We start from the raw sequence: 22,787 nt of genomic DNA, 5'->3' as shown, positions 1-22,787 counted from the left end.
AGTTGTTTATAAGAGACAGAACCTCTTCTGAACGCCTCAAACCGGCCTCAAGAGTACGAAATCTATTCGGATCGCTCCACGTTATTCTGCGATGAACCAAAAAAATGCCGCCCGGGATCGGGCGGCATTCATGGGCTTCAGCGCCGCTTACTCGGCGGCCGGTGCAGGAGCCGCCTGCTGCTCGGCGACGGCCGGGGCGGGCGCCGGCGCGACGGCTTTCTTGCGAACCACGCGCTTGACAGCCGCCTTCTTCGCGGCAGGCTTGGCAGCCGGCTTGTCGGCCTTCTTCGCCTTGACAGCCTTCACGGCGGGCTTGGCTGCAGCCTTCTTGGCCGTAGCGGCCGTCGAAGCAGCCTTGGCTTTCTTGGCGGCAGGCTTCTTGTCTCCTGCCGCCACGACAGCCTTGGCCTCTTTCAATGCGGCCTTGACGGCTTTCTCGTAGAGGCTCACGCGTTGGGCAGCTTCCTTGCGGGCTTTCTCCGAACGCTCCAGCGCTTTCTTCGCGGCCTCGCCCAAGCGAGCGGCGGCGGCTTCCAACTTCAGCAACATGGCCGAGCCGGAAGCCTTGGCCGAGGCTTTCCTGGCGACCTTCGCGGCCGGCTTCTTGGCTGCGGGTTTGGCAGCCTTAACGGATTGCGATTTCTTAACCATATCGATCTCAAAAAGTCGAGGCCCGAAGTGTTAATGGCGGCCTGGACAATGTCAACCCTTTTGACGGCAAAACGGGCCGTGGCGAGGATTTATTGCGACAAACGACGGCTGTGCATCGCGTGGCCAGCATCGAGGATGGGTGCATGCCGGCATCGTTCGCTTGCCACGAAAAAAAACACGCCGCATCGCGGCGTGTTCCTCGGCGTCGTTCGGGACGGCGACGCTGCGTGCGGGCTAACCTCCGAGATAAGCCTCCACGAGGCGCTTGTCGCCGAGCAACGCCTGGCCGCTGCCCGACAGCGCGATGGAACCGGTCTCGAGCACATAGCCGCGATGCGCGATCTTGAGGGCCTGCCTAACGTTCTGTTCGACGAGGAAAATCGTCAAGCCTTGCCGGTTGATCTCGCGCAGGATGTGGAAGATCTCCTGGACGATGATCGGGGCCAGGCCCATCGAAGGCTCGTCGAGCAACAGCACCCGGGGCTTGGCCATCAGGGCGCGGCCGATGGCCAGCATTTGCTGTTCACCGCCCGACAGGTTGCCGGCCATGCCGTTCAGGCGCTCCTTCAAGCGCGGGAACAGCTCGAACACGCGGTCCAGGTCCGCGCCCACCTGTCCCTTGTCGCTTCGCGTATAGGCGCCAAGCTCGAGGTTTTCGCGCACGGTCATCGTCGTCAGGATGGCGCGGCCTTCGGCCACTTGCACGATGCCCCGCGAGACGATCTTGTGGGGCGCCCAGCGAGAGATGTCCTCGCCTTCGAACATGACCGTGCCCGCAGCCTTGGGCACGAGGCCGGACAACGCGAGCAAGGTGGTGGACTTGCCCGCGCCGTTGGCGCCCACGAGCGTCGTGATCTCGCCTTCGTTCAGTTCGAAGTCAATGCCCTTGACCGCGGCGATGTGGCCGTAAGAAACCTTCAGGCCGGAGACTTTGAGCAGCGGGTTCATGCTTGCGCCTCCTCCGTCGCATCGTCTTCGCGCCCGAGGTAGGCCTCGATCACCATGGGATTGGTGCGAATTTCCTCCGGCCTGCCTTCGGCGATGATGCGGCCGAAATTCAATACCGCGATGCGATCGCACAACCCCATCACGAAACGCATATCGTGTTCGATCATGAAAATGGTGTAACCCCGCGCCTTGATGTTTTCGATCTCGGCCATCAAGTCGACTTTTTCGCCGGTATTCATTCCGGCCACCGGTTCGTCCAGCAGCAATAGGCGCGGCTCCGTGGCAAGCGCCCGGGCCAGTTCCAGCTTGCGCTGGTCGCCGTACGAGAGATTGTCGGCCGTCTCGTGCGCCTTGTGGTCGAGCTTGACCCACGAGAGCAGCTCCAGCGCTCGTTCGCGCGCCCTGCGTTCCTGGCCGCGGAAGCCCGGTAGCGAGAGCAGCAGCCCGGCTGGGCCGTAGTCGAGGTGGCGGTGCATGCCCACCACGACGTTCTCGAGCAACGACATTTCCTTGAAGATGCGGATGTTCTGGAACGTGCGGGAAATGCCAAGGCGCGCGATCTGGTGTGGCTTGGCGCCGACCAGGTTGTGGCCGTCGAAGGTCATGCTGCCGCCGGAGGGCTCGAGCAACCCGGTGATCAGGTTGAACACCGTCGTCTTGCCAGCACCGTTAGGGCCGATCAGGCCGAAGATGGTACCCCGGGGGACCTCGATATTGACGTCCTGCAATACGTGCAGGCCGCCGAACTGTTTGGAAACGGATTGGAGTTTGAGCATGTCAGGCGCTCCGGCGGCGGAACCAGGTGCGCACCAAGGACGGATCCCAGATGCCCTTGGGCAGGAACAGGACGATCAGCACGAGGATCACGCCATTGATGACGAGCCGGAAATCGGCGAACCCACGCAGCACCTCCGGCAACAGCGTCAGGATGACGGCGCCGGCCACGGGGCCGGCCAGGCTGCCGATGCCGCCCAAGATGGTCATGGTCAAGATCTCGACGCCCCGGTCGAAGCCGTACTCGTTGGGACCGATGAAAAAGGTCAGGTGCGCGTTCAGGGCACCAGCCAGGCCCGCCAGCAGTGCGCCCAGGACGAAGGCAAGCATCTTGGTGTTGGCCACGTCGATGCCCATCAGCCCCGCCGCGGTCTCGTCCTCCTTGATGGCTTCGAAGGCCCGGCCCACCTTGGAGCGGCGCAGCCGGTACAGTACCGCCAGCGCCAGCACGACGGCCAGCGCGATGTGCCACCACTCGGTAAGCTGGGGAATGCCGTTCAGGCCCAAGGCGCCGCCGGTCCAGGACTCGGTATTGAGAACCACGACGCGCACGACCTCGCCAAACCCGAGGGTAGCCATGGCCAGGTACACCCCCGAAAGGCGCAGCGTAGGCTTGCCGATGATGAACGCCACCACCATGGGCGCCGCCATGCCGCCCAGCAGCGCGACAGGGAAGGAGACCTCGTAATTCATCGTCAGGATGGAAGCCGTGTAGGCCCCGATACCCATGAACGCGGCGTTGGCCATCGCCAGCATGCCGCAGGACAGCGTCAGGTAGATGGACAAAGCCAGCAGCACGTTGGTGCCGACCGTCAGCACGAGGTTGCTGTAGATCGCCCAAAAATTGTCAAACCATTCCATTTTCTTTTTCGCCCCTTATGCCTTGCGTTCCAGCACTTTGCCGAACAAGCCCTGCGGACGAACGAGCAGGATCAGGAACAGCAGGCCGAAGGCTACCGCGTCGCGCATGGTAGACCCAACGTAGGCCACCGACAGCACCTCGGCGAAGCCCAGGAACAGCCCGCCTATCATGGCGCCGCGGATGTCCCCCATGCCGCCCAGGATGATGACCGCGATGCCTTTATGCAGCATGGGCTGCCCCATCAGGGGAAAGACCGCGTTGGAATACAGGCCGATCAGTACGCCGGCCACCCCGCCCAGCGCCGCGGCGACGAACGAGGTAAGCAGGAACAGCCCTTCGACGTTGATGCCGAGCAACGAGGCGGCCTTGGGCGATTCGGCGATGGCGCGCAGCGCCCGCCCGAGCTGGGTGCGCTTCATGACGACCATCAGCGCCGCCATCAGCGCGAACGACAGGAAGATGATGACCAACTCGATCACGGTCATGTGCAAGCCGGCGATCTCGATCGCGTCGTCTGGCACCAGACCTGCCGGGAAACGCATATTGGCCGCGCCATAGATTCCTTGCATGCCGCTGTTCAGGGCAATGGCGACGCCTATGGTGGCGATCATGGGAATCAGGTGTGGCGCATTGCGCTTGCGCAGGCGCTTGAGTATGAGCACGTCGATCAGCATCCCGACGATGCCACTACCCAGCGCTGCAGCGATGACGGCCGCCCACAGGGGCACTTCAAACTGGGAAACCAGCTGCAACGCCACGTAGGCACCGACCATGAATACGGCGCCGTGCGAAAGATTGATGACGCCCAGCACCCCGAACACCAGGGTGAAACCGAGGGCAAAAAGCGCATAAACGCACCCAAGCGAAAGTGCGTTCACGAGTTGCTGTTCTAGCATGCTCCCCCCTATGCGCTTCGCGGCCCCGTGCCGGGCGTCGTCGACCCGCCGTCGGCAGGCTGTCGGAAATGCGATGCCCCCTCTCGGGGCGGTCCGTCACGGACGGACCCATGCGCCCCCGGCCAAATTTGCCCACGCGTCACGGGGCTGTCCATTGGGGCGAAGCAGCAAGGTTACGAGTGAAAAACGGGCCAAAGCCCCTATCGATAATCACGAAGGGCGCGGGAGCCCCCGCGCCCTTCCGTGGGCCGCCCATGCAGGCGGGTTCCGGATGTTTACTTCTCGATGACGTAACGGCCATTGCGGGTGACCATCACGATGGGCTTCTGGACCGCATCGTAGCCACCGGGCTTGCCCCCGGCACCTTTGGCCTGGCGGAACTCGAACGCGCCGGTCGCGCCGACCGTCTTGACGTTCGGCAGCGCCGCTTGCAAAGCCTGGCGATCGTTCTGCACGTTGCCGGAGATATTCACTTTCTTCAGGGCCTCGGCCACGATATACATCGCATCGTAGGCCTGGGCGGCGAACTGGTCGGGCGCGATGTTGTATTTCTTCTTGTACGCGTTGATGAATTTGGTGTTCTCGGGCGTGGCGTTCTCGATCGACCAGGGGCTGCCCACCCAGAGACCGTCGGCCTTGTCCTTGGCAAGGTCAAAGATCTTGACCGAATTCATCCCATTGCCGCCGATGAACGGCACGTTCAGGCCGAGCTGGCGTGCCTGCACCATGATGGGAGCGCCTTCGGCGATCAGCGCCGAGAGCACCACGGCGTCGGGATTCGTCGCCTTGATCTTGGTGAGCTGGGCCTTGAAGTCGACGTCTCCCTTGGCAAAGGTCTCGGTGGTGGTCACCGGGATCTTCAGGTCTTCGAGCGCCTTCTTGAAATTGTCGTAGCCGCTCTTGGTGAAGACGTCGTCGTTGCCATAGAAGACCGCGACCTTCTTGACGTTGTTGTGCCGGGCCGCGACGCGGATGGTTTCGGGCAGCACGTCGGCTTCCGTCACCGAGTTGCGGAAAACATAATTGCCGATCGAGGTGATGCCGTCGGCCGTGTTGGACGTTCCAAACACCGGCGTCTTGGCGGCCTGGGCGATCGGATCGGCCGCCTGGGCCGAGTTCGACAGCGTGGGCCCGAAGATGAGCACGACGCGGTCTTGGAAAATCAGTTTCTTGAAGACGTTGATGGCCTCTTCTTTCTTGCCCTGTTCGTCTTCGATGACCAGCTTGATGGTGTTGCCGTTGACGCCACCCGCGGCATTGATTTCATCGGCTGCGAGCTGGAAGCCGTTGCGAATGGCGGCGCCGTACTGGCCTGCTCCGCCGGAGAGCGCGGCGGCCACGCCGATCTTGACCTCGGCGGCCTGCGCGAACGCGGCCGCGCCGAGGGCAGCCGCGACCACCAGCGATTGACTGAAAATGCGGTTCATAATTAATGTCCCTGAAGGTGTCGACTTTGCATAAAGGCCCACCGGGGATGAAGCACCACGGGGGCCGCATATACGCTCGACTTGGGGCAATATTCTACCTTTTCGGGCCATACCAGACGAGTCGAAGGGGTTTCCCGCTCCGGGAAGCGGCGCTTCGACTATGCTTGGCGACATTGCTCTCGCAACAGCGATTCGTTTCATCATGACCCCTTCTTACACGCCATCGCCGGATATTTCGCCCGAGTGGAACCTAGCTGAAATCGTCGAGCAACTCCGCGTCTCGAGGGAGATCGAGCACAAGATCCGTTACCTCGACCGGGTCCGCGAACTGCCCTCGCGCGAGGTGCTCGTCACCGTCATGGACGGACTTTCTGCCGCCCTCTTTCCCACGCACTATGGCCGGTGCAAGCTGACCGACGACAGCATCGACTATTTCGTCGGCAACACGTTGAACAACACGCTCAACCTGTTATGCGAGCAGGTCCGGCGCGCCCTGTATTTCTCCGAGCCGCCGGCGAACCACGACGCACAGGGCCTGCAGGCCAAGGCCATAGACATCACCCGTCGCTTCGCCGCCCAGCTCCCCGCCATCCGCGCCGTGCTGGTAAGCGACCTGCACGCCGCCTACCAGGGCGACCCCGCCGCAACGAGCATCTCGGAAATCCTGCTGTCCTATCCGGGCATCAAAGCCGTCACCCATTACCGGATGGCACATGCGATACACAAGCTCGGGGCGCCCTTCCTCGCGCGGCTCATATCGGACATCGCCCACTCTTCCACCGGCATCGACATCCACCCCGCCGCACAGATCGGGGCGAGTTTCTTCATCGATCACGGCACGGGCGTCGTAATCGGCGAAACCACCATCATCGGGGAACGGGTGCGCCTCTACCAGCACGTCACGCTGGGCGCCAAGCGCTTCCCCGCCGACCCGGACGGCAAGCTCACCAAGGGCATCCCCCGCCACCCCATCGTCGAAGACGACGTGGTGATCTACGCCGGCGCAACCATACTGGGACGCATCACCATCGGCAAAGGCTCTACCGTCGGCGGCAACGTCTGGCTGACCCAGAGCGTGCCGCCCGGCAGCAACGTCACGCAGGCGAAAAGCCGCGAGGACTAAACCCCAAACGCCCCCTTGCAGCGGGGCGTGCGCGACTGCCATGCCGTTCAATGGAACTCGGGAAACGCCCGGCTGCCGTGCCCGAAAAACCTGCCGAGTTCCCGCGCGAGCTCGTTGAGCGCCGCCATTTCCTCGGGCAGGATGCTGCGGGCCAATTCCGCCTTGTTCCAATCGCCGTAGATCAATGCCACCGTATCCTTTCCCGCGCGTACCGGCAGCAGCACGAAAGCGTGGGAATCGGGAACGGCATCCCTGAACCAGTGGGGAATGTGCACGCTGAACTTGGGATCGCTGGCATTCTCGATGAAGATGCCCACCGAATTCGTAATGGCCAGGTGAAAGACGTCCACCGAGAATACTTCGTTGAAGCGCAGCTGGGGAAGCAGCTGCTCGACGCCGCGGCCGAAGCCCAGCCGGGCTTCGAAAGCGTGGCGCCGCGGATCGCGCACGAACACGATGGTGCGCGAAAAGCGCATGCCCGCGAGCATGGCTTCGGACGCCATGGCGAGTACCGGCCCCAGGTCGTGCTCGGAGGGTAGCGAGCGCAGCTCGTATATGCCTTGCCGCAGCGTGCGTTCGGCATTGTGGGGAAGGCCGTGACAGGATTCGGCGTGCAGGTCGTCGATTTCCTGGATGAGTTGGCTGGCGCGCTCGCGGGTCAATTGCTCCATGGTGTCGTACAAGGAGCCGGGCGGTAGCGACAGCACGCCCGCGTAGCGCTGCACCGTTTCACGCATGCGCCGTTCGCGCAGCGCGATGTCGCCGCCCGCGATGGTCATGCTGCGCGACATCTGGACCGAAAACGTCGCCACGGCCTGCATCCAGCGTTCCCGCTCCAGCGCAGCCCCCGGGTCGAGCTGCACCGACTCCGGATCGAACGGCTGCATGCCTTGCCGGATCACGGCCGGCAGCCCCCATCGCTCCGCGGCATCCTCGCCGAGCGCCTCGAAGTTGACGCCCAGCACTTCCACCGCGACCTCGTCTTCGGTGCAGCCGCGTGCGAGCGCAAGCTCCCGGATGCAGGTCCACTCGTGTTCCAGGTAGAAAATGCAAAGCAGCTTGCCGAGCTGGCGCATCAGCGTGCAGACCACCGTCTCCTCGGCGGTCCGCACATCGTGCAGCTCGCAGACCTTACGGGCCACCCAGCCGGCCAGCATTGCGCGATTCAGTTCCAGCTTCGCATCGAGCCGCTGCAGTTGGAGATGAGACTGCTGGAAGTGGTCCACCAGCTTGAGCCCCAGCACGAGGTGCCCCACCGCCTCCATGCCGAGCACCACGAGCGCGCGCGACACCGTCGTGATGTTGCCGCCAAAGGCCATGTACATCGCGGAGTTCGCCAGGCGGATGACGCGCTGGGTCAAGGTGAAATCGGAGAGGACGATCTGGACCAGCGGCGTGATGTCGGCGTTATCCGCCTGCATGGCGGAAATCGTGGCGCGCAGGGAGTCGGAAAGCAAGGGGAAATCCCCGCGTTCGTTGATGCGCGACCACAGCTTGCGTGTCAGGCCTTGGCCTGGATCTTTATCCTGCATCGCGACCGTCCGAAATCAGCACTCCAGGGGCAACAACTCGCCCGCTTCGAACTTGCGCGTGAGCTCATTGATCGGCAGCGCCTTGCACACCAGCCAACCCTGGATCAGATCGCAGCCGCTTGATAGCAGCAGATTCTTCTGTTCCTCCGTTTCCACGCCTTCGGCCACGAGCGACAACCCCAAGGTACGGGCAAGCCCTACGATGGCGGCCACGATGGCCTGGTCGTTGCGTGAAACGGGTAGATCGCTGATGAAGCGGCGGTCGATCTTGAGGGCAGCCAGCGGGAAGCTCTGCAAATAGGCCAGGCTGGAATAACCCGTGCCGAAGTCGTCCACGGCGAACCGGACGCCGAGGTCGGTCAACTCTTCCAGCAGCTCCTTGGCGTGATCCGGATCCTCCATCAGCACGCTTTCCGTGATTTCGAGGATGATGCGCCGGGGCGCAAGCCCGGTCAGCTTGAACGCTTCACGCACGGTGGCCGGAAAGCGCTTGTCGCGGAACTGCTGCGCCGAGACGTTGACCGTCGCATATTGCAGGTGGATGCCCCGGGCATCCCATTGCATGAGCTGCATGCAGGTATTCTTGAGCGCCCAGCCGCCGAGGAAATTAATGAGGCCGGCCGACTCAGCCAGGGAGATGAAGATCTCGGGCGAAACGGCTCCCAGTACCGGGTGATGCCAGCGCATCAGCGCCTCGATTCCGGCGACCCGGCCGCTGCGGGCGTCGACGATGGGCTGGTAATACAGCGAGAACTCGCCATTGCGGATGCCGCTGTGCAGATCGGACTCGAGCCGGAGCGTGTCGGGCCGGCTGCCCGCCGGGCGGCGCTCATAGAACGCAAAGCTATAGCCGCGGTTGCGCCCAGCCAGGGCTAGCGCTTCGTCCACGTGGTTCAGCAGCTGGTCCGTGTCGTTGACGGGATCGGGAAAAATCGCGGCGCCGATCCGGACCGACAGCTGGAGGGTCTGCCCGTCATGGGAGTAAGGCCGCTGGATGGCGTCGGAAACCCGGCGGGCAAAAGCTTCGACGTAGTTGCGGTCGGGCACGTCGCGCAACAGGATCAGGAAGGCGTCGCTGTAGCACCGGGCGACGAAGTCCCGGCCTTGGCATGCGTTCTTCAGGCGCAAGGCCGTTTCGTGCAGGATGCGGTCGCCGACCTCGTAGCCGAAAGCCTGGTTCACCCGATAAAACTCGTCGATGTCCACCTGCAGCAGCGCCACCCGGCCGCCCTTGGCCAGCGCCTCGCGCTTGGCGCGCTCTATCTCGTGACGCGCCGACGCGAGGTTGTCCAGGCCCGTGAGCACGTCGTGGTGCATGGCATACGTCAGGCACTGTTCATTGTCGGCCCAGGCCGAGACGTCGTGCCCGACCACCATCAGCTGGCCGGGCACGGCAGCGTCCGGCGAAATGCGCAGCTCCACCAGGCGCGGATAGGTCAGCGTCTTGACCAGGTGCAGCGTGCACTTCTGGACCTCTGCGGTCTGCACGGCTTGGCGCAGGCAAGCATCGAGCAGCGGAGCGTCTTCCGGGGGAACCAGATCGCGGAGCGTGATGTGGGGCAGGTATTCGCGGTGATAGCCGATGAAAGCGAGCCCCGGGGTGGAAATGTGGAGAAACCGTCCCTGCTCGTCGATGCGCGCGAAAAAATCAATGACCTGCTCGAAAGAAGCGGTCGAATCGACATCGGCGCGGACGTGGTCTAGGGTGTCAAGTCGCATGAAGGGACGGCTCGGGCAGATCCGGAGCCACGCTTGGCCGCAGGGGAGCCACTCTGCGGCTAACGTACTCGTACCGGTATTAACGGCACCCTCCCCCCAAAATTGAGAGAGGATTCGCGCCGAAAAGGCCCCATTTCCCCCGTTTCCTCCGGCTTCTCCCCACCGGTCGCACCCGGGGCGACGCGTCCGGCCAGCGCCGCATCCTACACGAGGACGGCGCAGGGCCAAAGAAAACCCTTATTGGATGAAAGGTATAGAGAGAAGAGAAGGGCATGGACTTATATCGTATATAAACGATATAAAATTCGTGCTCAATCGATATTCGGACATCCCTTATCCGGACTCATCCACCATGCCAACGCTATTCGATCCCATCACGGCAGGCGACCTGCACCTCGCCAACCGCATCGTCATGGCACCCCTGACCCGCAATCGCTCTCCGGGCGCGGTCCCCCAACCCATGACGGCTACCTATTACGCCCAGCGGGCGACCGCGGGCCTGCTGATCACCGAGGCCACGGCCATCAGCCAGCAAGCCCAGGGCTACGCGGACGTGCCGGGCCTGTACGCCGAAGCCCAGATAGCGGGCTGGCGCCGCGTCACCGAAGCCGTACATGCGGCCGGGGGCAAGATCGTGGTGCAGTTGTGGCACGTGGGACGCATTTCTCACGCCTCGCTGCAACCCGGCGGCGGGGCGCCGGTCGCGCCTTCGGCGATTCGCGCCAATGCCAAGACGTATTTGATCGGCCCGGAAGGCGGGGGATTCGTGCCCACTTCGGAGCCCCGGGCGCTGCGCCTGGAGGAGCTGCCGGGCATCGTGGCCGACTACCGGCGCGCCGCCCGGGCCGCCATCGACGCCGGCTTTGACGGCGTCGAGCTGCATGCCGCCAACGGCTACCTGATCGACCAGTTCCTGCGTTCGGGCAGCAATCGCCGCGAGGACGCCTATGGCGGCTCGATCGAGAACCGCGCCCGCCTGCTGATCGAGGTGCTCGACGCCATCACGGCGGAAATCGGGGGCGGCCGCACCGGCGTCCGCATCTCGCCCGTCACCCCGACCAACGACGCATCCGACCCGCAGCCGCAGCCGCTGTTCGAATACGTCGCCCGCAGGCTGGCAGGCTACGGACTCGCGTACGTCCACGTCATTGAAGGCGCGACGGGCGGCGCGCGGGACCATCGGCAAGGCGACGCGCCGTTCGACTACGCGGCCTTGAAAGCGGCCTATCGCGACGCCGGCGGCAAAGGCGCCTGGATGGTGAACAACGGCTATGACCGTGCCATGGCCAGCGACGCTGTGGAAACAGGAACCGCCGACCTCGTGGCATTCGGCAAGCTGTTCATCGCCAACCCGGACCTCGTGCGCAGGTTCCGCGAGAACGCGCCGCTCAACGCGCCCGACCCGACCACTTTCTACGGCGGCACGGAGCGCGGGTATACGGACTACCCGACCCTGGACTGACGGTCGGCGGAATCAAGGTTCCTTGCGCGCGGGCGGGGCGAGGGTTCGTCCCGCCCGCAGTGAAATCCCCCCTCCCCCCGCTTCGCCGATGGGTGCATACTTGGACCGGTCCGCGGCGCCTGGCGCGCAGGACTTGGCCAACCACAGAAGGAAGCCCCAATGAAGCACATGTTCCCCGCGGCCGCGTTGATCGGCGGCTTGTTCATCGCGGCCGGCGCCGGCGCGCAGGAGCAGATCGTCAGGATCGGGCACGTCGGTCCGATCACGGGACCTGACGCCCATATGGGCAAGGACAACGAGAACGGTGCCCGCATGGCAATCGAAGCGCTCAACGCCCGCGGGATCAAGCTGGCGGGCAGGCCAATCCGCTTTCAGCTGCAGGCCGAGGACGACGCGGCGGATCCCAAGCAAGCCACCGCCGCCGCCACGAAACTGGTGGACGCCCGGGTCGCCGCCGTCATCGGGCACTTGAACTCGGGCACGACCATTCCGGCTTCGAAGATCTACGCGGACGCCGGTATTCCGCAGGTCTCGCCCTCGGCCACCAATCCTAAGTACACCCAGCAGGGCTTCAAGACCGCCTTCCGCGTGGTTGCGAACGACGCGCAGCTGGGGTATGTGCTTGGCCAATATGCCGTCAAGACGCTCAACGCGAAGAACATCGCCATCATCGACGACCGAACCGCGTACGGGCAGGGGGTGGCCGAGGAATTCGCCAAGGGCGTCAAGGCGGCTGGCGGCAAGATCGTGTCTAACCAGTACACCAACAACAAGGCCACCGATTTCAACGCCATTCTCACCGCGATCAAGGCGCGGCGCCCCGATGTCGTGTTCTTCGGCGGCATGGACGCGGTCGGCGGGCCGATGCTGCGCCAAATGAAGCAGCTCGGGATCACTGCCAAGTTCATGGGCGGAGACGGCATATGCACCGGTTCGCTGCCGGGGTTGGCGGGCGCCGGGCTGGGCGAGGAACAGGTGGTCTGCGCCGAAGCGGGTGGCGTGCCCGAGTCCGAAAAACGAGGCATGGAAGACTTCCGGGCTGCGTACAAGAAACGCTACGGCATCGACGTCGTCTATAACGCCGCCTACGCCTACGACGCAACGCTGGCCGTGGCCGCCGCGATGCAAAAGGCCGACTCTTGGGAACCGGCGAAATACCTGCCCGAGCTGGCCAAGATCCAATACAAGGGCATCACGGGCAACATTGCGTTCGACGAAAAGGGCGACCTGAAAGACGGCACCCTCACTCTCTATACCTACAAAGGCGGCAAGCGCACGGCGCTGGCCGTCACCAAGTAGAGGCCTCGCCGGCGCTCACTCTTCACCGAGGTAAGCCGACCGCACGCGGGGATCATCGAGCATCTCGGAGGCCGGGCCGGACATGACGATGACGCCCGACTCCATCACGTATCCCCGGTGCGCGGCCTGCAGCGCCAGGCGCGCGTTCTGCTCCACGAGCAAGATGGTCACGCCTTGCGCGGAAACGTCCCGGATGACCTCGAATATCCTCTCCACCATGAGCGGCGCCAGGCCCATGGACGGTTCGTCCAGCAGGAGCAGGCGCGGACGGCACATCAAGGCGCGGGCAATGGCGAGCATCTGCTGCTCCCCGCCCGAGAGCTCGCCCGCCATTTGCGAAGACCGTTCCTTCAGGCGAGGGAACACGGCATACCACCGTTCGATGTCCTCGGCGACCTGCCGCTTGTCGGAAATGGTATAGGCGCCCATCAGCAGGTTCTCGCGCACGCTCATGCGGGCAAACACGCCCCGCCCTTCAGGCACCATGGCCAGCTTGCGCTCGAGCAGCTGGAATGACTTCAACCCTTTCAAGGGCTGGCCAAAATATTCGATCCGACCCTCGACCCGGCTGCCCGGCAGCGTACCGGTAATGGCCTTGAGCGTGGTCGTCTTGCCCGCACCGTTGGCGCCGATCAGGGCCACCAACTCGCCTTCGCCCACATCCAGAGACACCCCCTTGAGTGCCTGGATCCCGCCATACGCGACGCGCAAATCGCGAACGGTCAAGACATTGGCTGTCGTCGCTCCACCGCTCAATGACTGGCTCCCAAATAGGCGGCAATGACTGCCGCATCCCTCTGCACTTCGGCTGGCGTCCCTTCGGCAATGACCTTGCCGTAATCGAGCACGGTGATGCGATCGCACAATCCCATCACGAGCTTGACGTCGTGTTCGATCAGCAAGATGGTGCGCCCCTCGGCGCGTATGCGATGCAGCAGCTCTCGGAGCGCCAGCTTTTCGGTCGGATTCATGCCCGCCGCCGGCTCGTCGAGCGCCAGCAGCAGCGGGTCGGTCGCGAGCGCCCGCGCGATCTCCAGGCGACGCTGGTCACCGTATGACAGGTGGCGGGCGGTGCGGCCCGCATAATGGCCGATGCCCACGAAGTCGAGCAGCTCCTGTGCCCGCGCACGTATCGCAGCCTCTTCCTCGCGCGCCGCGCGATGCCTGAATACCGCGCCGAACACGCCCTGCGACGTCCTCACGTGACGCCCCACCATGACGTTCTCGAGCGCGGTCATGTCGCCGAACAGCCGTATGTTCTGGAAGGTGCGGGCGATGCCGGCCTTAGCCACGAGATAGGGAGCGGACGGCGTATAAGGAGTACCTTGCAATTCAAACCGCCCCGCATCGGGCCGGTAGAGCCCGGTGATGACGTTGAAGAACGTGGTCTTGCCCGCGCCGTTCGGTCCGATCAAGCCGTAGATCTGCCCCGGCATGATGCGCAGCCCGACGCCAGACAATGCCTGCAGCCCGCCGAAGCGCTTGCTGGCACCGACCACCGACAACAGCGGAACGCCGTTATTCCCCGCGACCGGGGCTGCCCCTTGGCTCATGCCTTCACCTCTCCCACGGGTTCGCCGCCGTGCGGGTGGTCTGCCTCGGGCCTGTCTTCCGGCCGGGGCGACGGCCACAGCCCAGCGGGCCGGGCGAGCATGATCAGCACCATGGCCAGCCCATACAGCAGTTGACGCATGACCTCGGCATCAACCCAGACCCGGCCGAACAACTCCTGCTGCAAGGGCTCCACGGCATGGCGCAGCACTTCCGGGAGGGCCGCCAGCAACACCCCCCCCAGCACGACGCCGGGGATGTGCCCGATGCCGCCCAAGACGACCATGGCCAGCACCGCGATGGACTCGGTCAGGGAGAAGGACTCGGGGGAAACGAATCCCTGGAACGCGGCGAACATGGCTCCCGCCACGCCGCCGAACGTAGCGCCCATCGCAAACGCCAGCAGCTTGACGTTGCGGGTATTGATCCCCATGGCCGCCGCGGCGACCTCGTCCTCGCGCAGCGCGATCCAGGCGCGGCCCAGGCGGGAATCCTGCAGGCGCACCGAGATGAAAATGGTCAAGGCACAGAACACAAGAAACAGGAAATAGTAGGCATTGACCGAAGGAATGCCCCAGCCCCCGATGTACACCGTCGACCCCGAGCCGGCCTCGCCGGCCAGCGAAATGCCGAAGATCCGCACCGGGTCGATCATGTTGATGCCCTGCGGGCCGTTGGTGATGTTCACCGGGCCATTCAGGTTATTCAGGAAAATGCGAATGATTTCCCCGAAGCCCAAGGTGACGATGGCCAGGTAATCGCCTCTTAGCTTGAGCGTCGGCGCGCCTAGTATGACCCCGAACACGCCGGCCAGCAGCGCCGAAAGCGGAACGATGATCCAGAGCGATAAATGGATGCCTTCCTGGACGACCCGTGGGCCGCACAACCGGACCAGGATCTCGCCGACGGCCGGGTAGGTGCTCGCGAACGACTCGATCACGGCGGCGAACTGCGGGGATGCGAACAGTCCCGCCGTATAGGCGCCGATGGCGTAGAAGGCGATATACCCCAGGTCCAGCAGGCCGGCGAAGCCGACCACGATGTTCAGCCCCAATGCCAGCATGATGTAGAGCAACGCCACGTCGGCGATGCGGACCCAGGAATTGCCGAACTGGCTGGCCACGAAGGGAAAAACCAGCACCACCGCGACCAGGGCGAACAGCGATGCGCGCACCCGGCGCGGATCGCGGGCGGAAGAAAAAAAGCGCATTCCCCTTCCCCCCTCAGGCACGGTCGGCCACGCGCTCGCCCATGATGCCCGCCGGGCGTAGCGTCAGCACCGCGACCAAGACGATGAAGGCAAAGATGTCTTGGTAGTGGCTGCCCAGGAAGCCGGCGGTCAGGTCTCCGACGTAGCCTGCCCCGAGGCTTTCGATCAGGCCCAGCAGAACGCCGCCCAGCATCGCCCCGTAAATATTCCCGATGCCGCCGAGCACCGCCGCCGAAAAGGCCTTCAGCCCGGGGACAAACCCCATCGCGAACTGCGTCGTGGAGTAATTCGCCGCCCACATTACGCCCGCGATCGCAGCCAACGCGGCGCCGATGGCGAACGTGGCAACGATGATCTTGTTCGTGTCCACGCCCATCAGGCCCGCCACGCGCGGATTCTCGGCCGTGGCCCGCATCGCGCGCCCCAGCCGCGTGCGCTCCACCACCAATGCGAGGCAGGCCATGGCGGCCACCGCCAGCACGAGCAGCAATATCTGCGTATGGGAAATCAACGCCCCGGCGATTTCGACCGGCTCGGGGGACAGCAGCTGCGGAAACGGGATCGGGCTCCGGCCCCAGATCATCATGGCGATGGTCTGGAGCAGGATGGAAACCCCGATCGCGGTAATCAAGGGCGCCAGGCGAGGCGCGTTGCGCAGGCGTCGGTAGGCGACGCGTTCGATCACCAAGCTCACCGCCACGCACACCGGGACGGCACCGGCGATCGCCAAGGCCAGTTGAACGCCGCCGGGCAGGCCGGGGGCAACGCTCTCGAGCGCGCGCAGGAGCGTCAGCCCGGTCATGGCACCGACCATCAGGATTTCCCCATGGGCGAAATTGATGAGGTTCAGGACGCCATAGACCATGGTGTAACCGATTGCGATCAGCGCATACATGGCGCCCAGCACCAACCCGTTGATGATTTGCTGGAGAAATATGTCCATGAAGCGGTGATCTCCCGAAATGCCCCGAACGCCGACAAGCCACTCCGCCTGGCCACGCCGGCTGCAACCAGCACGATAGTGGCGTTTTTGGCACGATCTCGTCAACACCGGGCGTGCGCCGCACCGGCGTAGTTCGCGGCACGCAATGAACGTACAATCCTTGGCTATCGTCGACAATGCGTCTGGCGTCGCGTCGTCCTCCGCCATGACCTCGTCCGCGTCGAGCAATAGCCATCCGCGTCAAGCGGTCGCGTGGCCGCCAGGCTTCGGTCGACCTTGCCCCGTCGAAAGCGGCTTCGCACACATGTGCCCCATGAGGCGGGCAGCGGGGTGGGCCTGGGGCCCCGCCCACCCCGGCTCGCCTGGGCCTGCGCGGCCGGACCAGGTGACAACCGCTCGGACCGGCCGCTGCGCCACAACCGCACGTCAGCCCCAATATCGGAATTCCCTTCATCGTCCTGCATGACTAAAGCCGACACCTCCTCCCACACCCCGATGATGCAGCAGTACCTGCGCCTCAAGGCCGAGGCCGGCCCCATGCTGCTCTTCTACCGCATGGGAGATTTCTACGAGCTGTTCTACGAGGACGCCGAGAAAGCGTCGCGCCTGCTGAACCTGACGCTGACCACGCGTGGCGCTTCCAACGGCGCGCCCGTCCGCATGGCGGGCGTGCCCTTCCACTCTGTCGAGCAATACTTGAGCCGACTGGTCAAGCTCGGGGAGTCGGTCGCCATCTGCGAGCAGGTGGGAGATCCGGCCACCTCCAAGGGCCCGGTCGAACGGCGCATCGTCCGCATCGTGACGCCGGGCACGCTGACCGACGACGCCCTGCTGCCGGCCAAGGCCGACCGTGCTATCGCCGCCATCCATCCGGGCAGCGGCAAGTCGCGTGGAAGCGCCGGCCGCATTGGTCTCGCCTGGCTCAATCTTGCCAGCGGAGAATTCCGGCTGACCGAATGCGCGCCGTCACTGCTCTCCACGGAACTGCACCGCATCGCCCCGGCCGAGATCGTGCTGGCCGAAGGACAGGCCCTGCCCGCCGATTACAACGCCGCCATCAGCCCCGTTCCCGCCTGGCACTTCGAAAGCAGTAGCGCGCGCCAGCAGCTGCTCGGCCACTTCGGCACCGACACGCTCGCCGGCTTCGACGTCGAAGACATGCCGGAAGCGATCTGCGCGGCGGGCGCCCTGCTGCGCTACGTTTCCCACACGCAATCGCAAGCGCTGGCCCACGTGCAGCAGCTGACCGCCGACCGGGCCAGCCAATACGTTCTCCTCGATCCGGTCACGCGGCGCAACTTGGAATTGACCGAAACGCTGCGGGGGGAAGAATCGCCCACGCTTTTCTCGGTACTCGACCACTGCCAGACCCCCATGGGCAGCCGCCTCTTGCGCCGCTGGCTGCACCATCCGCTGCGGGACAATGCGCCCGCCGCGGCGAGGCTGCGCGCCATCGAGACGCTGCTCGACGCGGGCGACCCGCGCACGCTGCAGGAAGCGCTCGCGCCGCTGCCCGATGTCGAGCGCATTGCCGCGCGCGTGGCCTTGCGCTCGGTGAGGCCGCGCGAGCTCGCCAGCCTGCGCGACGCGCTGCTGCGCCTCCCTGCGCTGCATGACATGGTGCTGCGCGTAGCGGGCGAAGGGTCGATGCTCTCGGCCGACGTGAAACCCTTGCTTCCCGAGCTGGCGGCGCAGCTGGCCCCCGACCCGGCCATCGCCGAGCTGCTGTCTCGCGCCATCGCGCCCGAACCCGGCGTGAACGTGCGCGACGGCGGAGTGATCGCGGCTGGCTTCGATGCCGAACTGGACGAGCTGCGCGCGTTGGAATCGCACAGCGGTGATTTTCTCGTCCAACTCGAGAAGCGGGAACGCGAGCGCACCGGCATCGCGAACCTGCGCGTGGAGTTCAACCGCGTACATGGTTTCTTCATCGAAGTCACCCGCGGGCAAACAGACAAGGTGCCCGACGACTATCGCCGCCGCCAGACACTCAAGAACGCAGAGCGCTACATCACGCCCGAACTCAAGGCATGGGAAGACAAGATACTGTCGGCCCAGGATCGCGCCCTCGCGCGCGAAAAATGGCTGTACGACCAAGTGCTGGACGCACTCGCGCCCCACGTGCGCAGCCTGACGCAGACGGCCGCTGCGCTAGCTGAAATCGACGTGTTGGCGGCGCTCGCCCACCATGCCCGGACCAACGACTGGGTCGCCCCGGAGCTGGTCGATGGCGCGGAAATCCACATCGAACAAGGCCGCCATCCCGTTGTGGAGCGGGTCATCGAACGGTTCACGCCCAATGACTGCAAACTGTCGCAGACGAGGCGCATGCTGCTCATCACCGGCCCCAACATGGGCGGCAAGTCGACCTACATGCGCCAGACCGCGCTCATCGTGCTGCTTGCGCGCATCGGCAGTTTCGTGCCGGCGCGGTCGGCGCGCATCGGCCGCATCGATCGCATCTTCACCCGCATCGGAGCCGCCGACGACCTGGCCGGCGGCCGCTCGACTTTCATGATGGAAATGATCGAGGCCGCCGCCATCCTGGCTTCCAGTACATCGGAAAGCCTAGTGCTGATGGACGAGATAGGCCGCGGTACGTCGACCTACGACGGCCTGGCGCTCGCCTGGGCGATCGCCTTCCAACTGGTCTCTCAAAACCGGGCGCTGACGCTGTTTGCCACGCACTACTTCGAACTGACGCGCCTGCCTTCGGTTCGCCCGGAAGTGGCCAACGTCCACCTGGCTGCAGCCGAATCCCACAAGGGCATCGTCTTCTTGCATGAGGTGCGGGAAGGGCCAGCCAGCCGCAGCTACGGCATCCAGGTGGCGCAGCGCGCCGGCATCCCAGCCTCGGTGGTCCGGATGGCGCGACGGGAACTCGAGAAATTGGAGATGCAGGGTGCACAAGTGCCGCAGCTTCCTCTCTTCGCGCCTCCGGAGGACGACGCAGCCGAAGCACGCCAGCAGCGACAGGCGCACGACGAAGCCTTGGAGGCCGTCCGTGCCGCGCTCGACGAGATCGACCCGGACCAGCTCAGCCCCCGCGAAGCGCTCGACCAACTCTATCGGCTCAAGAGCTTGGTTCAGGCCCAATGACTACCATGTCGTCGCGCATCGTCCGCCGGATCGGCCGCCTGGGATGGACGGTGGGTTCGGCGTGCCTGGCGTTTGCGGCGGCGGCATCCTCCCACCCCGAGTCGCGCTACGCTGCCCGCCAGGGTTTCGCGTTCGCGCTGTTGGGCAACGCTCCCTTGCACGCATCCACCGAAGGCATCGTCTCACAGGTCCTGGCCGAGCTCGCCACGGAGGTGGACCTGGCCATCCACACCGGCAATGTAAAGGGACCCGATGAACATTGCGACGACGAAACCTACATGCGGCGACACGCGCTGCTGGATGCAAGCCCGGTGCCGCTGGTCCTGACGCCAGGTGAAAATGACTGGGCCAGCTGCGATCGCAAGGCGGCCGGCCAATACGGTCCCGTCGAACGCTTGAATCGGCTGCGCGAGCTGTTCTTCGAGCCGGGCGATTCACTCGGCAGGCTCAGGCTGGATGTGCAGCGACAAAGCGAAACCGTCCGGTTCCGGGGCTATCCCGAAAACGCGCGGTGGGAGTACGGCGGCATCCTGTTCGTCACCGTCAACGTCCCGGGTAATCGCAACAATTACCGCACGGGCGCGGGACGCAATGGAGAATACGAAGAACGCGTCCAGGCCAATGCTTCCTGGTTGCGGCAGGCATTCGCTGCCGCCGCGCGGCTCAAGACCCGCGGGGTCGTCGTGGCGTTTGCCGGCGACCCGCACTTCGAGGGGCGAGAGAAAACACCCGGCATCGATCCCTACGCCCAGGTGAAGGCCGACCTGGCCCGGCTGGCATCGAAGTATTCCGGCCCGGTGCTGGTCGTGCACGGCGGCGAGGCGCCGCCGAACCACCACACTCCCGACCGGCCGGTCAAGCTCAACGGCAAGACGCTGCAGAACGTGATCCGCGTCCGGACGTATGGCTACTCGCGACCGGCATATTGGATCAAGGTGAGCGTCCTACCCGGCAACAGGCAAGTATTCAGCGTAGAAACCGTCAATACGGTACTCACGCCGCCTCAGCCGCGCTGAAGCGGCGCGCGGCGTGGTTTTCCCCCGCGCGCCGGCCGGGTATCAGTGCAGCGTGCCCGGATTGCGGCGGGCCTCGATCATGGCATCCAAGACCTCGTCGCTCTCGTCGTCGACGTCGGCATAACCCTGTTCAATCTCTTCAGGGTCGGCCGGCCGCACGTCCAGCACCTTGATCCGGACGCGCAGCGCCATGCCCGCGAAGGGATGGTTCGCATCCAACACGACTTTGTCGTCCGTCAGGTCGGTGACCGAAAAAATCAGGGCGTCGTCGCGGGCTTCGCCGTCATCGGGATGAACGACCGTGCCGTCTTCGTCGGGATCTCCGGGAACGCCCTCGAACTGCATGCCTACCTCGAGCGGCTCCGGAAAGCGCGAACGAGGCTCCACCCGCAATAACTCGGGGTCGTAGTCGCCGAACGCGTCCTCCGGCTCGAGGTGAAACGTCTGCTCGAAACCGGCGGTCTTGCCCTCGAGCCCATCATCGAGCCGGGGCAGCAGGCTGTCGAGCCCGCGGTACAGAAAGCTCACGGGCCCACCGCTGTCGTCGAGCGCTTCCCCGTCGGTACTCATGATCCAGAACTCGACCGTGACGACGGTGTTTTCGCCGATGGCCAGAGCCGGATCGCTATTGGAAGCGGTCATAATCTTGGTTTCCCGTAAACGTGGTTGAATTTCCGATTTTACAGGCTATGCCACAGGCTCTTCGTCTTCGTCCATGAATCCCCATACTCCCGCACGTCTCCTGGGCGGTCTGACTCCAGCCCGATTCATGCAACGCCATTGGCAGCGCAAGCCTTTATTGATACGCGGCGCGTTCGAACGGTTCCAGCCTCCGCTGACGATCCCCCAGGTCAAGCGGCTGGCGCGCCGCGACGACGTGGAATCGCGGCTCGTGTGGCGCGAGTCGGGGCGCTGGCACATGGAACGGGGGCCCTTTTCCCGGCTGCCGCCTGCGCGCGAACCGGGATGGACGCTGCTCGTACAAGGCGTCAACCTGCACGACGACGGGGCTGCCGCATTGATGTCGCAATTCCGGTTCGTCCCAGACGCGCGCCTGGACGATCTGATGATCAGCATCGCCACTGACCAGGGCGGGGTCGGGCCGCATTTCGACAGTTATGACGTATTCCTGCTCCAGGGTAGCGGCCGGCGCCGCTGGCGCATCGGCAAACAGCGAAACCTGGAGCTGGACCCGGAAGCGCCGCTGAAAATCCTCCAGCGCTTCGACCCGGCCGAGGAATTCGTGCTCGAGGCGGGCGACATGCTGTACCTGCCGCCAGCCTACGCCCATGACGGCATTGCCGAAGGCGACGACTGCATGACGCTGTCCATCGGATTCCGGTCGCCGTCCTTGGAAGAACTGGCGCGCGGCATGCTGGAGTTCGCGTCCGATTCGCTGGCCGAGCGCCCGCCCGCGGCGTTGCGCGGGCACTACCGAGACCCTGACCAACCCGCCGTCGACCGACCGGCCGCATTGCCTGAAAGCATGGTTGAGGCGGCCCTGGCCGCCGTCTCCGCGGTCAAGTTCGACCCGCAACTGGCCTCGCGTTACCTTGGGTGTTGGTTGACGGAGCCCAAGCCGGAGGTAGTGTTCGAACCCGCCAACCCCGACGCGCTGCCCGACTTGGAGCACAACTGGCCCGCAGCCGGCGTCCTCGCGTTGGATCGCCGCACCCAGATGATTTATCGGGGCAAACTGTTGTTCATCAATGGCGAGGTCGCCCCTGTTCCCGCCGGAGCCGCATTGCGGACCCTGGCCGATGATCGGCGGCTACCATGCGATGCGCCGGCCTCCGCCCGGCTCAAAGACGAAGAACGGGCGACATTGCAGGAATGGCTCGAAGCAGGCTGGGTGCATTACCTCGCCTAGCCTTCCCGCCCCCGCCGGCATCGAAAATAAACGATATACAATTCGGTGACCGGCGCCCTCTCGCACGGTCCTATATTCCCCGACCATGGACCTAGACGCCTCCATCAAGGCACTGGCGCATCCGGTGCGGCGCAACATCCTGCAGTGGCTCAAGGAGCCTGAAAAACACTTTGCCGAGCAGGTGCACTCCCTGGAACTCGGCGTTTGCGCAGGCATGTTCGAGCGCTGCGGACTCTCCCAATCGACCGTATCCGCCCACTTGGCGACGCTGCATCGGGCAGGATTGGTCACCACCCAGCGCATCGGGCAATGGGTGTATTACAAGCGCAACGAGCAAGCCATCGAAGCCTTGCTGGCCCAACTACGGGAAGCCGTCTGAGCTCCCCGCCTCCCCTTGGCCCCTAC

At 64.6% G+C, this 22,787-nt stretch carries 20 protein-coding genes; 7 read left to right on the top strand and 13 right to left on the bottom strand.

Annotated elements, in window-relative coordinates; translation table 11 throughout:
* Positions 1–147: 147 nt before the first annotated feature.
* The 6 genes from IRZ12_RS05400 to IRZ12_RS05375 all read right to left on the bottom strand — a co-directional run bounded on the left by IRZ12_RS05400 (position 148) and on the right by IRZ12_RS05375 (position 5,558).
* Positions 148–651 carry a histone gene (locus IRZ12_RS05400; protein WP_296465257.1) on the bottom strand — a complete coding sequence of 168 codons (504 nt, stop codon included), beginning with the start codon at positions 649–651 and terminating at the stop codon, positions 148–150.
* 234 nt (positions 652–885) lie between these two features.
* The gene (locus tag IRZ12_RS05395) at positions 886–1,599 is read right to left on the bottom strand and encodes an ABC transporter ATP-binding protein (RefSeq protein WP_296465254.1); all 714 of its coding nucleotides are present in this window, start codon (positions 1,597–1,599) and stop codon (positions 886–888) included.
* The gene (locus IRZ12_RS05390; RefSeq protein ID WP_296465251.1) at positions 1,596–2,375 is read right to left on the bottom strand and encodes an ABC transporter ATP-binding protein; all 780 of its coding nucleotides are present in this window, start codon (positions 2,373–2,375) and stop codon (positions 1,596–1,598) included. The genes IRZ12_RS05395 and IRZ12_RS05390 overlap by 4 nt, the downstream gene beginning before the upstream one ends.
* Before the next feature lies 1 nt (position 2,376).
* Positions 2,377–3,234, bottom strand: coding sequence for a branched-chain amino acid ABC transporter permease (locus tag IRZ12_RS05385; RefSeq protein WP_296465247.1), 858 nt, complete (start codon positions 3,232–3,234; stop codon positions 2,377–2,379).
* Positions 3,235–3,249: 15 nt separating this feature from the next.
* Positions 3,250–4,131, bottom strand: a complete 882-nt coding sequence (locus IRZ12_RS05380; protein ID WP_296465244.1) for a branched-chain amino acid ABC transporter permease — start codon at positions 4,129–4,131, stop codon at positions 3,250–3,252.
* A 275-nt stretch (positions 4,132–4,406) separates the two neighbouring features.
* The gene (locus IRZ12_RS05375; protein WP_296465242.1) at positions 4,407–5,558 is read right to left on the bottom strand and encodes an ABC transporter substrate-binding protein; all 1,152 of its coding nucleotides are present in this window, start codon (positions 5,556–5,558) and stop codon (positions 4,407–4,409) included.
* A 202-nt stretch (positions 5,559–5,760) separates the two neighbouring features.
* Here IRZ12_RS05375 and epsC point away from each other — a divergent pair, with 202 nt between their 5' ends.
* Positions 5,761–6,681, top strand: a complete 921-nt coding sequence (gene epsC, locus IRZ12_RS05370) for a serine O-acetyltransferase EpsC (RefSeq protein WP_296465239.1) — start codon at positions 5,761–5,763, stop codon at positions 6,679–6,681.
* Between the two features lie 47 nt (positions 6,682–6,728).
* Here epsC and IRZ12_RS05365 read toward each other — a convergent pair whose 3' ends face one another.
* Positions 6,729–8,213 (bottom strand): HDOD domain-containing protein, encoded by a 1,485-nt coding sequence (locus tag IRZ12_RS05365; protein WP_296465236.1) that lies wholly within the window; start codon positions 8,211–8,213, stop codon positions 6,729–6,731.
* A gap of 15 nt (positions 8,214–8,228) precedes the next feature.
* Positions 8,229–9,932 carry an EAL domain-containing protein gene (locus IRZ12_RS05360; RefSeq protein ID WP_296465233.1) on the bottom strand — a complete coding sequence of 568 codons (1,704 nt, stop codon included), beginning with the start codon at positions 9,930–9,932 and terminating at the stop codon, positions 8,229–8,231.
* 352 nt (positions 9,933–10,284) lie between these two features.
* Between IRZ12_RS05360 and IRZ12_RS05355 the strand changes: the two genes are divergently transcribed.
* Positions 10,285–11,394, top strand: a complete 1,110-nt coding sequence (locus tag IRZ12_RS05355; protein ID WP_296465230.1) for an alkene reductase — start codon at positions 10,285–10,287, stop codon at positions 11,392–11,394.
* A 168-nt stretch (positions 11,395–11,562) separates the two neighbouring features.
* A complete protein-coding gene (locus tag IRZ12_RS05350) occupies positions 11,563–12,693 on the top strand; it encodes a branched-chain amino acid ABC transporter substrate-binding protein (protein ID WP_296465262.1) in 1,131 nt (376 codons plus the stop codon).
* A 15-nt stretch (positions 12,694–12,708) separates the two neighbouring features.
* Here the strand turns inward: IRZ12_RS05350 and IRZ12_RS05345 are convergent, their stop codons facing one another.
* Genes IRZ12_RS05345 through IRZ12_RS05330 form a run of 4 tightly spaced genes read right to left on the bottom strand, consistent with a single transcriptional unit; the run spans position 12,709 to position 16,397 of the window.
* Positions 12,709–13,419: an ABC transporter ATP-binding protein gene (locus IRZ12_RS05345; RefSeq protein ID WP_296465226.1), complete on the bottom strand. Its 711-nt coding sequence runs from the start codon at positions 13,417–13,419 to the stop codon at positions 12,709–12,711.
* 26 nt (positions 13,420–13,445) lie between these two features.
* A complete protein-coding gene (locus tag IRZ12_RS05340) occupies positions 13,446–14,246 on the bottom strand; it encodes an ABC transporter ATP-binding protein (RefSeq protein ID WP_296465223.1) in 801 nt (266 codons plus the stop codon).
* Entirely contained in the window at positions 14,243–15,454 is a 1,212-nt protein-coding gene (locus tag IRZ12_RS05335) for an ABC transporter ATP-binding protein (RefSeq protein WP_296465219.1), read from the bottom strand. The genes IRZ12_RS05340 and IRZ12_RS05335 overlap by 4 nt, the downstream gene beginning before the upstream one ends.
* A gap of 13 nt (positions 15,455–15,467) precedes the next feature.
* Positions 15,468–16,397 carry a branched-chain amino acid ABC transporter permease gene (locus IRZ12_RS05330; protein WP_296465217.1) on the bottom strand — a complete coding sequence of 310 codons (930 nt, stop codon included), beginning with the start codon at positions 16,395–16,397 and terminating at the stop codon, positions 15,468–15,470.
* A 495-nt stretch (positions 16,398–16,892) separates the two neighbouring features.
* Between IRZ12_RS05330 and mutS the strand changes: the two genes are divergently transcribed.
* Positions 16,893–19,496, top strand: a complete 2,604-nt coding sequence (mutS, locus tag IRZ12_RS05325) for a DNA mismatch repair protein MutS (protein ID WP_296465259.1) — start codon at positions 16,893–16,895, stop codon at positions 19,494–19,496.
* Positions 19,493–20,512 carry a hypothetical protein gene (locus IRZ12_RS05320; protein WP_296465215.1) on the top strand — a complete coding sequence of 340 codons (1,020 nt, stop codon included), beginning with the start codon at positions 19,493–19,495 and terminating at the stop codon, positions 20,510–20,512. The genes mutS and IRZ12_RS05320 overlap by 4 nt, the downstream gene beginning before the upstream one ends.
* 42 nt (positions 20,513–20,554) lie before the next feature.
* Here the strand turns inward: IRZ12_RS05320 and IRZ12_RS05315 are convergent, their stop codons facing one another.
* Positions 20,555–21,154 carry a peptidylprolyl isomerase gene (locus IRZ12_RS05315; protein ID WP_296465212.1) on the bottom strand — a complete coding sequence of 200 codons (600 nt, stop codon included), beginning with the start codon at positions 21,152–21,154 and terminating at the stop codon, positions 20,555–20,557.
* Positions 21,155–21,227: 73 nt separating this feature from the next.
* Here IRZ12_RS05315 and IRZ12_RS05310 point away from each other — a divergent pair, with 73 nt between their 5' ends.
* Positions 21,228–22,382, top strand: coding sequence for a cupin domain-containing protein (locus tag IRZ12_RS05310; RefSeq protein WP_296465210.1), 1,155 nt, complete (start codon positions 21,228–21,230; stop codon positions 22,380–22,382).
* Positions 22,383–22,467: 85 nt separating this feature from the next.
* A complete protein-coding gene (locus IRZ12_RS05305; protein ID WP_296465207.1) occupies positions 22,468–22,761 on the top strand; it encodes a helix-turn-helix transcriptional regulator in 294 nt (97 codons plus the stop codon).
* Positions 22,762–22,787 lie beyond the last annotated feature (26 nt).

The sequence above is a fragment of the Pigmentiphaga sp. genome (assembly GCF_019689535.1).
Lineage (GTDB): Bacteria > Pseudomonadota > Gammaproteobacteria > Burkholderiales > Burkholderiaceae_B > Pigmentiphaga.
The sequence above is the reverse complement of the archived record's forward strand: the minus strand, read 5'-3'. Positions and strand labels throughout refer to the sequence as shown.

Excerpts from the sequence above, each read along its gene's own strand:
- IRZ12_RS05400 (WP_296465257.1), bottom strand. The coding sequence starts at position 651 with ATGGTTAAGAAATCGCAATCCGTTAAGGCTGCCAAACCCGCAGCCAAG.
- IRZ12_RS05395 (WP_296465254.1), bottom strand. The coding sequence starts at position 1,599 with ATGAACCCGCTGCTCAAAGTCTCCGGCCTGAAGGTTTCTTACGGCCAC.
- IRZ12_RS05390 (WP_296465251.1), bottom strand. The coding sequence starts at position 2,375 with ATGCTCAAACTCCAATCCGTTTCCAAACAGTTCGGCGGCCTGCACGTA.
- IRZ12_RS05385 (WP_296465247.1), bottom strand. The coding sequence starts at position 3,234 with ATGGAATGGTTTGACAATTTTTGGGCGATCTACAGCAACCTCGTGCTG.
- IRZ12_RS05380 (WP_296465244.1), bottom strand. The coding sequence starts at position 4,131 with ATGCTAGAACAGCAACTCGTGAACGCACTTTCGCTTGGGTGCGTTTAT.
- IRZ12_RS05375 (WP_296465242.1), bottom strand. The coding sequence starts at position 5,558 with ATGAACCGCATTTTCAGTCAATCGCTGGTGGTCGCGGCTGCCCTCGGC.
- epsC (WP_296465239.1), top strand. The coding sequence starts at position 5,761 with ATGACCCCTTCTTACACGCCATCGCCGGATATTTCGCCCGAGTGGAAC.
- IRZ12_RS05365 (WP_296465236.1), bottom strand. The coding sequence starts at position 8,213 with ATGCAGGATAAAGATCCAGGCCAAGGCCTGACACGCAAGCTGTGGTCG.
- IRZ12_RS05360 (WP_296465233.1), bottom strand. The coding sequence starts at position 9,932 with ATGCGACTTGACACCCTAGACCACGTCCGCGCCGATGTCGATTCGACC.
- IRZ12_RS05355 (WP_296465230.1), top strand. The coding sequence starts at position 10,285 with ATGCCAACGCTATTCGATCCCATCACGGCAGGCGACCTGCACCTCGCC.
- IRZ12_RS05350 (WP_296465262.1), top strand. The coding sequence starts at position 11,563 with ATGTTCCCCGCGGCCGCGTTGATCGGCGGCTTGTTCATCGCGGCCGGC.
- IRZ12_RS05340 (WP_296465223.1), bottom strand. The coding sequence starts at position 14,246 with ATGAGCCAAGGGGCAGCCCCGGTCGCGGGGAATAACGGCGTTCCGCTG.
- IRZ12_RS05335 (WP_296465219.1), bottom strand. The coding sequence starts at position 15,454 with ATGCGCTTTTTTTCTTCCGCCCGCGATCCGCGCCGGGTGCGCGCATCG.
- IRZ12_RS05330 (WP_296465217.1), bottom strand. The coding sequence starts at position 16,397 with ATGGACATATTTCTCCAGCAAATCATCAACGGGTTGGTGCTGGGCGCC.
- mutS (WP_296465259.1), top strand. The coding sequence starts at position 16,893 with ATGATGCAGCAGTACCTGCGCCTCAAGGCCGAGGCCGGCCCCATGCTG.
- IRZ12_RS05320 (WP_296465215.1), top strand. The coding sequence starts at position 19,493 with ATGACTACCATGTCGTCGCGCATCGTCCGCCGGATCGGCCGCCTGGGA.
- IRZ12_RS05315 (WP_296465212.1), bottom strand. The coding sequence starts at position 21,154 with ATGACCGCTTCCAATAGCGATCCGGCTCTGGCCATCGGCGAAAACACC.
- IRZ12_RS05310 (WP_296465210.1), top strand. The coding sequence starts at position 21,228 with ATGAATCCCCATACTCCCGCACGTCTCCTGGGCGGTCTGACTCCAGCC.
- IRZ12_RS05305 (WP_296465207.1), top strand. The coding sequence starts at position 22,468 with ATGGACCTAGACGCCTCCATCAAGGCACTGGCGCATCCGGTGCGGCGC.